The following is a 13,012-nucleotide window of genomic DNA, read 5'->3' as shown; positions in this document are numbered from 1 at the left end:
GGTGTTTCAGGTGGGTGCGGACCGCGGTCCGCACGCTTTATAGTGTCGCCCATGAATAAACGGGCCAGGGGCGCAACGCGCCCGCTCTTCTATCTCTCCGCCGCGCTGCTGGCACTGGCCAGCAGTTCGGCCATGGCCCTGGGCCTGGGCGACATCCGCGTGCTGTCACGCCCCGGCCAGCCCCTGCTGGCCGAGATCCCGGTGGTGTCCGCCGATCCTTCCGAGCTCGAGAACCTGCGCGTGGCGCTGGCCTCGGCCGCCACCTTCGAGCGGGTCGGCCTGCAGCGGCCGACCGGCCTGGTCAGCGAACTCCAGTTCGAACTGACCACCAACAGCCAGGGCAGGGCGGTGGTGCGGGTGACCTCGCAGGCCCCGGTGGAAACCCCGTCGCTGAGCTTCCTGGTCGAAGCCGACTGGGGCCAGGGCCGTCTGGTCCGCGAATATTCCGCCCTGGTCGATGCACCGGCCAGCGCACTGGCCGTCGCCGAGCCGGAAATCGTCGCCCCGGCCGGGGTGCTGGGCAACACCATCACCCGCGATACGCCGCCGCCGGCAGCGCAGGCGCCTGCCGCCGCCCCGGCCGCGCCGGTCACCGCCGCGCGACCGGCCGAGCCGCGGCCGCGTGCCGCCGCACCCGCTGCCCGGGCCGCTGCCGACGGCAGCATCACCGTGCAGCAGGGCCAGACCCTTTCGCAGATTGCCGGTGCGCTGGCCCGCGGCAACCAGATCAGCCGGGAGCGGGCGATGATCGCCCTGCTGCGTGCCAATCCGGAGGCCTTCATCCGCGGCAACGTCAACCTGCTCAAGCAGGGCGCGGTACTGCGCGTGCCGGGCAGCGACGCCCTGGCCGCGATCGACGGCAACGAAGCCGCCGCATTGGTCCGCGAGCATGCCGCGCAGTGGCGCCAGGCGCGCACGGTGCCGCAGCCTGCCGGTACACCGGCGGCCGCGCCCGTGGCCGCCACCGCGACGCCCGCTGCTGCTGCCGCCAGCGCAGGGGCACGTCTTGAGATCGCTCCGGCGCTGGCGTCCGACGCCGCGCACGCGGGCACAACCACCGGCACCGGTGCCGGCAGCGAGGGTGACATGCTGGGCAATGAACAACTGCGGCAGGCCAGGGAAGACGTTGCCACCCGCGATGCCGAGATCGGTGAGCTGAAGCAGCGCGTGGCCGAGCTGGAGAAGCTGAAGGAACAGCAGCAGTCCTTGATTGCGATGAAGGACAACGACCTGGCCGCTGCCCAGCAGCGCCTGGCGCAACCGCCCGGCGCACCCGCCGGCGGCACGCCGTGGTACTGGCTGGGCCTTCCGCTGTTGCTGCTGGTGGCCGGTGCCGCCTGGCTGCTGCGCCGGCGCAAGCCCTCGCCGTTGCCGCCGCTGCGTGAGGAAGGCGACGCCGTGGCCCTGGCCGCAGCGGTGCCTGCCGGTGCCGCGCTGGATTCGCTGGCCGAGCAGTCGTCGTGGGCCGCTGGCCACGAAGAGGATGGCCGCCAGGAACCGTCGATGCCGGCCTGGGCCCTCGAAGACGACCGTGCCGCCCAGGCGCATGCCGACCAGGATGCGCTGCCGCCCGAGCCGGTTGAAGAACCGATGGCACCGCCTGCTGCCGACGTCGAAACGTCCTGGCAGGTGGGGGCGCTGGTGACCGACGAGGGCGACGAACTGCCGCCGGCGGTGAGTGACGCCCCGCGCTGGGATGAACCCGCGCCCGAATTCACGCCCGCTCCGCCGGAACCGGCCGATGAGGTCGGCGTGCCCGATTACGCGCTGCAGGCCGAGCAGCAGCCGGAGTTCCGCGGCGTGTTCGATCTGCCGGCCGAACCGGCGGAGGCTGCGCCGCCCGCGGCCGCGCCCCTCGACGAGGCGGTGGCGGCCGATGGATCCAGCGACCCCGACTGGGTCCCGCGCGCGGGCCAGGAGCGGCTGGAACTGGCCATCGCCTACCTCGACCTGGGCGACGCGCAGACCGCGCGGACGCTGCTGGAAGAAGTCGCCACCGATGGCGACGTGCACTGCCAGGCGCAGGCGCGCGAACTGCTCGCCCGGCTGGACTGACCACAGGACCACAGGCGCCGCCCATGACTCGCGAAAACCGCATCGACTACGTTGAGTTCGCCTCGGCCGACCCGGCCGCCAGCCGTGCCTTCTTCGAGGCCGTGTTCGGCTGGTCGTTCGTCGACTACGGCGAGGACTACACCGCCTTCGACGATGGCCGCCTGCAGGGCGGCTTCTTCCGTGGCCAGCCGCAGCGGGCCGAAGCCGGCGCACCGCTGCTGGTGCTGTATGCCGATCTGCTGGCACCGGTCGAAGCGGCCGTGCGCGCGGCCGGCGGCCAGATCGTCCGGCCCGTCTTCTCTTTCCCCGGTGGCAGCCGCTTCCAGTTCGTCGAGCCCGGTGGCAACGAATTGGCGATCTGGTCCGAACGCGACCCGGCCTGAGCGCCGTCCCACCCGCAACATCGAGGTAGCAGCACATGCGTTACGCGCTCGGCGTCGAATACGACGGCAGCGATTTCAGGGGCTGGCAGAACCTGGGCGAGGGCGGACCCAGCGTCCAGGCGAGCCTGGAGAAAGCCCTGTCCTCGGTGGCCGATGCGCCGCTGCAGGTGGTCTGCGCCGGCCGCACCGATGCCGGCGTGCACGGCCAGTGCCAGGTCGTGCATTTCGATACCGACGTGGTGCGCGATCCGCGCGCCTGGATGCTGGGCACCACCACCCGCCTGCCGCGCTCCATCGCGGTGCGCTGGTGCGTGCCGGTGGCCGACGATTTCCACGCCCGCTTCTCGGCGCGCGCCCGCCGCTACCGCTACCGCCTGCTCAACCGCGAGGTGCGCCCGGCGCTGGACCGGCAGACCCTCAGCTGGGAACGACGGGCGCTGGACGAGACCCTCATGCATGCCGCCGGCCAGGCCCTGCTCGGCGAGAACGACTTCAGCGCGTTCCGCTCGGTGCAGTGCCAGGCCCTGCATGCGCGGCGCGAGCTGCAGTCCCTGCAGGTCAGCCGCCAGGGCGAGGTGATCGAGGTGGCGGTGCGCGGTAATGCATTCCTTCATCACATGGTCCGCAATATCGTCGGTTCGCTGATCCTGGTCGGCAGCGGCGAGAAACCGGTGGAGTGGATCGCCGAGCTGCTGGCCGGACGCGACCGAACCGTTGCCGGCCCTACCGCACCTCCGCAGGGGCTGGTGTTCCTGGGGCCGCTGTACCCCGACAACTGGCATCTGCCTGCCGAGGTCACCTTATGAGCCGCTCCTACTACCGTACCCGCATCAAGTTCTGTGGCATGACCCGCGCCGGCGATGTGCGCCTGGCCGGCGAACTGGGCGTGGACGCGGTGGGTTTCATCTTCGCCCGTGAAAGCAGCCGCCGGGTGGCCCCGGCCGAAGCCCGGGCGATGCGCCAGGCGATCGCACCGATGGTCGACGTGGTGGCGCTGTTCCGCAACAACAGCAAGGAAGAAGTGCGTGAAGTGCTGCGCACCGTGCGTCCGACCCTGCTGCAGTTCCATGGCGAGGAAGACGAAAGCTTCTGCCGCAGCTTCAACATGCCGTACCTGAAGGCGATCGCCATGGGCGGTCGCGAGGACGTCAATGCGCGCACCCTGCAGCTGCGCTACCCCAGTGCTGCCGGTTTCCTGTTCGACAGCCACGCCCCGGGTGGCGGTGGCGGCACCGGCGTGGCCTTCGACTGGGCGCGCATTCCGACCGGCCTGCACCGTCCCTTCCTGCTGGCCGGCGGGCTGAACCCGGAGAACGTGAAGGACGCCATCCTCGCCACCCTGCCGTGGGGCGTTGACGTGTCCAGCGGCATCGAGGTCGAGCCGGGCATCAAGGACGGCTACAAGATGCGCACGTTCGTCGAAGAGGTGCGCAGCGCCGACTGCACCGTGCTGGAGTGACCCGGCACGATCCCGCGCGCGTCGCCGCCTGCGGTCGGCGCGCGTCTTCACATTTGTCCCTGTACACCCTCTTCACATAGGATGAAGGGGAAGCCATGGCCATGAGGGCCGTGGCGGGATCGACGGAACCGCTCCCGGCGGATTCCGAACGGGGCGTCACGCGCCCATAGCCCAGGAAGGCAAAGCGATGCAGGAATTCCTCACCGTCGTGTTCGGCTACCCGACCCTGCCGTACAGCGTCCTGCTGGCGGTGTCGCTGGTCTATTGGGGGCTTGCCGCTTTTGGCCTCGTCGATGACGGGTTCGGCGATCTCGGCGCCGATGGTGCGCTGGACAGTGACACCGATCTCAGCGGCCTCTCGGCCCTGCTGCAGCGCTTCGGCCTCGGTGGCGTGCCGGTCATGGTCGTGGTCACCCTGCTGGGCTTCTTCGGCTGGGCCTTGACCTATTTCATCCATCTGTTCGTACTGTTGCCGCTGCCGGACCTGCTGCGCTGGGGTTTCGGCACGCTCGTGGCCGTGCTCGCGCCGCTGCCGGCGGTGCCGATCACCGCGCTGCTGCTGCGGCCCATCCGCACCTTCCTGCAGCGCCTGCAGCCGGTCGCACAGGCCTCCCTGCTGGGGCGCGTGGGCGTGGTCGCCTCGCCCCGGGTGGATGCGCGCAGCGGCCACGCCACGGTCGATGACGGCGGTGCCGGGCTGGTGCTGCAGGTGCGCAGCGACATCGAACTGCAGCGTGGCGAGCGCATCGTGCTGGTCGAGCACGTGGCCGAACACCATTACTACCGGGTGGTCCGCGCTGATGCGGTCGCCCTCGATTTCCAGGACAACCTGCTTCCGGGCAACAAGGAGAATCACTGATGAGTTTTGCTGGCGCGGCCCCCTTCCTGATCGGGATCATCGTCCTCGTAGGCCTGCTGCTCGGCCTGGCGGGACTGTTCAAGGCGTTCTACCGCAAGGTCGACCAGGGCGTGGCCCTGATCGTCAACGACATGAGCGCCACGCCCAAGGTGCACTTCACCGGTGCGCTGATCATCCCGGTGCTGTACCGCGCCGAGCTGATGCGGATCAGCCTGATCACCCTGCAGATCGACCGCCGCGGCAAGGAGGGCCTGATCTGCCGCGACAACATGCGCGCCGACATCGCCGTGGCCTTCTACCTGCGGGTCAACGAGACCCAGGCCGATGTGCTGCGCGTGGCCAAGGCCATCGGCGCCGACCGTGCCTCGGACAAGCATGCCGTCGATGAGCTGTTCAACGCCAAGTTCTCCGAAGCGCTGAAGACGGTCGGCAAGAAGTTCGACTTCACCGAGCTGTTCGAGAAGCGCCAGGAATTCCGCGACGAGATCATCGCGGTCATCGGCAACGACCTGAACGGCTATGTGCTGGAAGACGTGGCCATCGACTACCTGGAGCAGACCCCGAAATCGCTGCTGGACCAGTTCAACATCCTCGACGCGCAGGGTATCCGCAAGATCACCGAGCTGACCGCTGCGCAGAACGTGGTGACCAACGAGCTGGAGCAGAACGAGAAGCTCGCCATCACCAAGAAGAACGTGGAAGCGCGCGAAGCCCTGCTGGCCCTGGAACGCCAGCAGGCCGAGGCCGAGGCACGGCAGAAGCGCGAGATCGAGACCATCCGCGCCCGCGAGGAAGCCGAGACCGCCAAGGTGCAGGAAGAACAGCGCCAGCTGTCCGAGAACGCACGCATCGAAGCGCAGCAGCTGATCGACATCCGTGACCAGAACCGCCTGCGCGAAGTGGAAGTGGCCGAACAGAACCGCCAGCGTGCGGTGGCCATCGAAGCCGAGCGGGTGGAGCGCGCGCGCCAGCTGGAACAGGTCACCACCGACCGCGAAGTGCAGCTGCAGGGCGTCGAGCGTGACAAGGTGGTCGAGCAGGGCAAGATGGACGTGGCCAACATCACCCGCGAACGCATCTCCATCGACAAGACCGTGGCCCAGGAAGAAGAGCGCATCAAGGAAGTGCGCGAGGTCTCCGAGGCCGACCGCCAGAAGCAGGTGCTGATCCTGGAAGCCGAAGCCAAGGCGCAGGAATCGCTGGTGCGCGAAGTGAAGGAAGCGCAGGCCCGCGAAACCGCCTCCAAGCACCGCGCGGTGGAACTGACCACCCTGGCCCAGGCCGAACACGAAGCGGCCGGCAAGCAGGCCGAAGCCAAGCGCCTGCTGGCCGACGCCTTCCGTGCCGAACAGGCGGCGCCGGGCCTGGCCGAAGCGCAGGTGCGTGAAGCCTCCGCACTGGCCATCGAGAAGGTCGGTATCGCCGAAGCCCGCGTGATCGAAGCCAAGGCCGAAGCCAACCTGAAGCAGGGCAGCAACGAGGCCCGCGTGCTGGCCGAAACCCTGCAGGCGCAGGCCCAGGGCGAAGAGAAGATGGGCCTGGCCCGCGCCACCGCCACCGAATCGCTGGGCAATGCCGAAGCCGGCGTGGTGCAGAAGAAGCTGCTGGCCGAAGCCGAAGGCCTGGTGCGCAAGTTCGAAGCCATCGCCTCGCTGAGCGACCAGGCACGTGGCCACGAAGAGTTCCGCATGATGCTGGACAACAGCCTGAAGCAGGCACTGGCCTCCATCGAAGCGGGCAAGGAAGTCTCGCGCGAGAACGCCAACGTCATCGCCAGCGCGCTGCGCAATGCCGACATCGACCTGGTCGGTGGCGACGGCGGCATGTTCGAGAACCTGGTCAAGGCCGTGTCGCTGGGCAAGTCGATCGAAGGCTTCGCCGGCAAGAGCCCGATCGTGCAGGAGCTGATGCAGCGCTACCTGGGCGTGGCCGTGGCCGAACCGGCACCGCGGCAGATCGCCGAGGACGCCGACGCAGCGCCGACCGTGTCGGCCGCCGTGGTCGACAGCGCCCGTTGATGCACCGGGCGGTGGCCGTTGCGGCCACCGCCCGCCCGCGCCGGCCGCAACCACGGCCGGCCGTCCGTAAGCCGGAAGCCTGCTGATGTCTGAAACCCATCCGTCCGCCGAAACCACCGCGCCGGAGGCCGGCGGCAACACCGTCGACCAGGCCGTTGCCCAGGGCGGTGCCTACGAAGTCCTGCGCCGCCGCCTTGGCGAACAGGGCCAGCGCCTGCAGGCGCTGGCCGAAGCCCTCAACCGCCAGCGACTGGCCGAGTTCGGCGACAGCCGGCTGGAGGTAGTCGGTCGCTTCCGCATCCGCAGCGAGAACAACTGCGTCGGCCGTGACATCGTCCAGGTCGGGCCTGACCGCCTGCTGTTCGGCTACAACGTCTACATCGGGCTCAAGACCCATACCCGCATCGAGGATGTGTTCGGCCTGTACCGGCTGGTGCAGGGCAAGGACGGCTACGATGTGGCCGCGCTGGAGCTGAAGGGCAGCTTCCTCGACCAGCCCGGCTTCGTGCACGACTTCAACGAGCTGTACGCCTACTACAAGCATGCGCGCCTGCTGCAGCTGATCGTGGTCGGCGACAAGCTGCTGGCATCGTTCCAGATCGGCGAGCGCAGCAGCGACGTGCGCGTGTTCCGCTGGGCGCTGTCGCGCGAAGGCGAGCTGACCTACCTCGATGCGCGCGGCGAACGCGATATCGCCCTGCCGCCGCCGTTCGATTTCGAATGGACCAAGGCCACCCGCGACCTCGCGGTCAACGGCCGCCACTCGCACCTGAACATCCTCGACACCCTGTTCGTGGAAACCACCGGTGGCGACCTGACCATCAAGGTCGAGAACAACACCGAAACCGGGCAGGGCATCTACAGCGAACCGGTGGAGGACAGCACGCAGTCGCTGGACGACGCCCAGTTCGAATTCGCGCGCGTCGGTTCGCTGCTGCTGCTGAAGGTGCTGCCGTACCGCGAGACCGTCTGGCGCGGGCTGATCTACAACACGCTCACCGGCGATATCGTGCGCAACGACGCCATCGTCCAGGCCTGCGTGCAGCTGCCCGAAGACCACGGCGTGATCTTCCCCGGCGGCTATTACCTGCAGGGCGGCGAGCACAAGGCCTTCGATGCCTCGATGGCCGGCATGCAGTTCAAGCGCAGCATCCGCTCGCCCAACGGCGAGGACGTGCTCTACATCTTCTACGAGCGCGAAGGCGGACGCTCAGCGCTGTTCGTCTACAACACCATCCAGCGCGTGCTGCAGAACCCGGTGTTCGGCCACGGCTATGCCTTCATGCAGGATGGGCGCATGGTGCTGTTCCATGCCGAGGGCGCCGAACCCACCCGCATCCATCCGATGCAGGTCTGGCAGACGCCGTTCAGCAGCGACGAGTTCGCCGCCAGCCGGCCGCCCGGCAACACCTTCATGGGCCGCATCGGCAATGCCGAACTGGTGCGCGGCATCTCCAACCTGTTCAACCTGTCCCGCGAGATCGACGGCCAGGATGTCTCGGTGCAGCGCTACCAGCGCCTGGTGGCCGACACCCGCCGCCTGTTCGATACCCACCACTGGCTGGGGGACGAGGCCTGCGACGGCGCCGAAGCGCTGCTGCGGCAGATCAGCGCCACGGGCGAGTCGGTGCTGGACGAGTACGAGAAGGTCCAGTCCATCCGCGAGCAGTCGGCGCAGGCGATGGTCGAGGCGGAAGCGAACTACAAGGCGCTGCTGGGCCGCCTGCAGCCGCAGAACTGGAACGAGGTGCAGGCCTTCGTCGAGGCCCTGAACGAGATCACCGCGCTGCGCGGGCGGCTGCTGACCATCCGCGAGCTGCGCTACATCGACACCGCGCGCATCGAGGCGATGGCCGCCGAACTGGTGCAGGCGCAGGATCGCGTGGGCGCCGCCACCGGCGAATTCCTGGCCGGCGATGCCGCACTGGCACCGCTGGGCAGCCGCCTGCAGGCACTGGATGAAGCCGCCCAGCAGGCCAGCAGTGCGCGCCAGCTGGACGAGCAGCTGGACGGCATGCGTGGCATGGCCGCCGACCTGGACATGCTGTCCGAACTGATGGCCGGCCTGAAGGTGGACGATGCCACCGCGCGTACCCGCGTGGTCGAGTCGATTTCCGCGCTGTACGGGCGGCTGAACCAGGCGCGCACGCGTGCCGAACAGCGCCGCCGCACGCTCGGCTCGGCCGAGGCCGTGGCCCAGTTCGCCGCACAGTTCGCGTTGTTCTCGCAGTCCATCACCAGTGCGCTGGCGATGGCCAACGATCCGGAAAAGGCCGACGAACAGCTGTCACGCCTGCTGGTGCAGCTGGAGGAACTGGAAAGCCAGTTCGGCGAGCACGAGCAGTTCCTCGGCGACATCCTCAGCAAGCGCGAGGAACTGGTCGAAGCCTTCGAGACGCACAAGCAGGCGTTGCTGGACGACCGCCAGCGCAAGGCGCGCTCGGTGCTCGACGCGGCCAACCGCATCCTCGATGGCCTGGCCAAGCGCACCGAGCGCTTCGCCACCGCCGACGAGCTCAACGCGTTCTTCGCCGGCGATCCGCTGATCCTCAAGCTGCGCGAACTGGCCGAGCGACTGCGTGCGCTGCGCGACAACGTCAAGGCCGATGACATCGAGGCGCGCCTGAAGGGCGTGCGCGACCAGGCCGTGCGCCAGCTGCGTGACCGCAGCGACCTGTACGAAGCCGGCGGCAACGTCGTCCGGCTCGGCCCGCGCCACCGTTTCAGCGTGAACACCCAGGCGCTGGACCTGACCCTGCTGCCGCGCGGCGACACGCTGGCCATCCACCTCACCGGCACCGATTTCCTGGAAACCCTGCACGACCCCGAGCTGGAGGCGCTCAAGCCGTTCTGGCCGGTGACCCTGGATTCGGAATCCGATGCGATCTACCGCGGCGAGTACCTGGCCGGCAGCCTGCTGCTGGCCGCGCAGGACGGCCGCGATGGCCTGGACATGGCCCAGCTGAAGCACGATCTCGCCAGCCCCGAGGCGCTGGACCAGCGCGTGCGTGCGTTCGCCGCGCCGCGTTACCGCGAGGGGTATGAGCGCGGCATCCATGACCACGATGCGGCGCTGATCCTGCACGCCCTGCTGCCGCTGCAGCAGGCCGCCGGCAGCCTGCGCCATGCACCGCGCGTCCGCGCACTGGCCATGCTGTTCTGGGCCGCCGAGCAGCGCAACGAGGCCGTGGCGCAGTGGCCGGCGCGCCAGGCCGGTGCCGATGCCATCGCCCGCCTGTTTGGTTCCGACGAAGGACGCCAGGCGCTGCGCGCGGAGATGGCCGCTGCGCTGGATGCGTTCGTGCAGGCGCAGGCCCTGCCGTTCGACGCCGCCGCGATCGAAGGTGCCGCTGCCTATCTCGGTGACGAACTGAGCGCGGGCGATCCGGTATTCGCCAGCAGCCGCCATGCGCTGGCACTGCTGGAGGCATTGCAGCAGCAGTTGGAGCAGGCGGGACAGCGCGAAGCACTGGAACGCGCGCTGCAGCGTGGACAGGATCCGCTGCCGCTGCGCTGGGCGTTGGCCGGGCAGTGGCTGCGCGCGCTGGGCCGGCTGCCGGCGCAGGCCGCCCATGCCGGTTACACCGATGAGGCCGCCGCACTGCTGCTGGTGCAGCGGCAGCTGCGCACGCGCGCCAGCGATGCCACGCTGCGGGTGGAAGTGAACGGCCTGCTCGGCGAGCATCCGCGCATCGTGCAGGGCACCCTGGCGCTGTCGCTGGATGATTTCCTCGCCCGTCTGCACGCCCACCTGCAGCAGTTCGTGCCGGCATTCCATGCCTACCAGGCGGTGCGCCAGGGCATCATCGGCCGTGAGCGGCAGGCCCTGCGCCTGTCCGAGTTCAAGGCGCGGCCGCTGTCCTCGTTCGTGCGCAACAAGCTCATCAACGACGTCTACCTCGGCGTGATCGGCGACAACCTGGCCAAGCAGATGGGCACGGTGGGCGAGAACAAGCGCAGCGACCTGATGGGCCTGCTGATGATGATCTCGCCGCCGGGCTACGGTAAGACCACGCTGATGGAATACGTGGCGCATCGGCTGGGCCTGGTCTTCATGAAGATCAACGGCCCGGCACTGGGCCACGACGTGCGCTCGCTGGACCCGGAGCAGGCGCCCGACGCCACCTCGCGGCAGGAGCTGGAAAAGCTCAACCTGGCCCTGGAGATGGGCAACAACACCATGCTGTATGTGGATGACATCCAGCACACCCATCCCGAGTTCCTGCAGAAGTTCATTTCGCTGTGCGATGGCACCCGCCGCATCGAAGGCGTCTGGCGCGGCCGCACGCGCACCTACGACATGCGCGGCAAGAAGTTCTGCGTGGTGATGGCCGGCAACCCGTATACCGAGTCGGGCGAGGTGTTCAAGATTCCGGACATGCTGGCCAACCGCGCCGACATCTACAACCTCGGCGACGTGCTGGGCGGCATGGAAGCGGCGTTCACCCTCAGCTACATCGAGAACAGCCTGACCTCCAACCCGGTGCTGGCACCGCTGGCGACCCGTGACATGGCCGACCTGTACCTGCTGGTCGATCGTGCGATGGGCAAGGACGTGTCGACCAACGGTCTCAGCCATGCCTACAGCGGTGCCGAGATCAACGAGATCACCGCCACCCTGCAGCGCATGCTGCGCGTGCGCGACGTGGTCTACCGGGTCAACCAGCAGTACATCGCCAGCGCCGCGCAGGATGACCGCTACCGCACCGAGCCGCCGTTCCGCCTGCAGGGCAGCTACCGCAACATGAACAAGCTGGCCGAGAAGATCTCGCCGGTGATGAACGAGGACGAGCTGCAGCAGTTGATCTCCGACCATTACCTGGGCGAGGCGCAGCTGCTGACCACCGGCGCCGAGGAAAACCTGCTGAAGCTTGGCGAGCTGCGCGGCGTGCTGGACGAGGCGCAGGCGCAGCGCTGGGCGCAGATCAAGCGCGATTTCCTGCGCAACAAGGCCATGGGTGCCGACGACAGCGATGTCGGTGGTCGCGTGGTCGCGCAGCTGGCCGACATCGCCAGTGCACTGCAGTTGCCGCCACCGGCTGCGCCGCAGGTGGCGGCGGATCCGGCACCGTGGCCGGCCTTGCTGGAAGCGCTGCAGCGCCTGGCCGAAGCACGCCCGGAAGCACCGGCCGCCGTGCAGCCCGCCGAGCCGGTGGTGATTGCTGCGCCCAGCCCCCCGGCCACGCCGCTGGCCGAGGATCTGCAGGCCGGGCTGGCCCCGCTGGTGCAACTGCTGGTGGCCTCGCAGGCACAGCAGGAACAGGTATCGCAGACCCTGGCGGCCTTCGCCGGGTGGGCGCGGCAGCAGGTCGAAGGCGCGGCCGGCGCCAGCACCACCACCGCGCGTCGTCCGCGCGTGCGGCGGGCCAGCACGCCGGAGGAACGCGCACTGGATGAGGCGCTGATGCGCCACTTCTACGGCGAGTCGCTGCCACCGGAAGCCACTGACGACGCCCCGGCGGGAAGCGCGCCGATGCCGCCGCCGTTGCCATGACCGACGCGGCGCCCCTGCCGACGCCGCAGCGGCCGGACACGGCGGATGTCGCACGCCTGGCCGACTACGGCGCACCGCTGCTGCAGGCGTTGGCCGCGCGCGACGTCGCGTTGCCGGCGACCGCCGGCGATGGACTGGTCGAGGCGCTGGCACGCATCGCACTGGCGCTGCAGGCTGCCGACCCGGCACGCCTGCGCCGGCAGGAAAGCTGGTGGGGCCGCCTGCTTGGCCGCGACGTCGAGCGTGAGGCCGCAGGCCGCGGCCTGCAGTCGCAGCTGGGGGTCCTCGCCCTGCAGGCACGCGAGCAGGCCCAGCAGCTGCAGCAGCACATGGCCGTGCGTGCCACCGCGATCAGCGCGACCGGCCAGGCCGCCGAAGCACTGCAGGCCTGGGCGGATGCGGCCGCTGCGGACGTGCCAGCGCTGCAGGGCGCCGGCCAGGAAGCACTGGCGGCGCGCATCGACCACCTGCAGCGGCTGGCGGCACTGCGCCGCATCGAAGCCGGGCAGTGGCAGCTGCTGCAGCAACAGGACGAGGTGCTGCTGCAGCGCTTCGCCCGCATCCACGATGTCCTGCTGCCAGCGTGGCGGCAGGCCGCACTGGCCGCGCAGGCCGCCACCGGCGCGGCCCGTGCCGGCCAGGCGGCCACGCTGCATGCACAGATCGACGACGAGGTCGCGGCGGCTCAGGCTAGACTGCGCTGAGCCGGCCGCCGCTGCCGCCAACCCACCTGCAAGGAGACTG

At 69.3% G+C, this 13,012-nt stretch carries 8 protein-coding genes; all 8 read left to right on the top strand.

Features of this window, described 5'->3' with window-relative positions; translation table 11 throughout:
• Positions 1-51 precede the first annotated feature (51 nt).
• Positions 52-2,055 (top strand): FimV/HubP family polar landmark protein, encoded by a 2,004-nt coding sequence (locus C1927_RS14850; protein WP_108747097.1) that lies wholly within the window; start codon positions 52-54, stop codon positions 2,053-2,055.
• A 23-nt stretch (positions 2,056-2,078) separates the two neighbouring features.
• Positions 2,079-2,438 (top strand): VOC family protein, encoded by a 360-nt coding sequence (locus tag C1927_RS14845; RefSeq protein WP_108747096.1) that lies wholly within the window; start codon positions 2,079-2,081, stop codon positions 2,436-2,438.
• 35 nt (positions 2,439-2,473) lie between these two features.
• On the top strand, positions 2,474-3,244 hold the full coding sequence (gene truA / locus C1927_RS14840) for a tRNA pseudouridine(38-40) synthase TruA (protein ID WP_079222631.1): 771 nt from the start codon (positions 2,474-2,476) through the stop codon (positions 3,242-3,244).
• Positions 3,241-3,897 carry a phosphoribosylanthranilate isomerase gene (locus tag C1927_RS14835; RefSeq protein ID WP_108747095.1) on the top strand — a complete coding sequence of 219 codons (657 nt, stop codon included), beginning with the start codon at positions 3,241-3,243 and terminating at the stop codon, positions 3,895-3,897. Before truA ends, C1927_RS14835 begins: the two co-directional genes overlap by 4 nt.
• 187 nt (positions 3,898-4,084) lie before the next feature.
• Positions 4,085-4,756, top strand: coding sequence for an OB-fold-containig protein (locus tag C1927_RS14830; protein WP_079222629.1), 672 nt, complete (start codon positions 4,085-4,087; stop codon positions 4,754-4,756).
• Positions 4,756-6,774 (top strand): hypothetical protein, encoded by a 2,019-nt coding sequence (locus C1927_RS14825; RefSeq protein WP_053450396.1) that lies wholly within the window; start codon positions 4,756-4,758, stop codon positions 6,772-6,774. Before C1927_RS14830 ends, C1927_RS14825 begins: the two co-directional genes overlap by 1 nt.
• Positions 6,775-6,859: 85 nt before the next feature.
• Positions 6,860-12,268, top strand: coding sequence for a DNA repair ATPase (locus C1927_RS21840; RefSeq protein ID WP_108747094.1), 5,409 nt, complete (start codon positions 6,860-6,862; stop codon positions 12,266-12,268).
• Positions 12,265-12,972: a hypothetical protein gene (locus C1927_RS14815; RefSeq protein WP_108747093.1), complete on the top strand. Its 708-nt coding sequence runs from the start codon at positions 12,265-12,267 to the stop codon at positions 12,970-12,972. The genes C1927_RS21840 and C1927_RS14815 overlap by 4 nt, the downstream gene beginning before the upstream one ends.
• Positions 12,973-13,012: the final 40 nt, after the last annotated feature.

The organism is Stenotrophomonas sp. ZAC14D1_NAIMI4_1 (genome assembly GCF_003086775.1).
Classification (GTDB): domain Bacteria; phylum Pseudomonadota; class Gammaproteobacteria; order Xanthomonadales; family Xanthomonadaceae; genus Stenotrophomonas.
The sequence above is the reverse complement of the archived record's forward strand: the minus strand, read 5'-3'. Positions and strand labels throughout refer to the sequence as shown.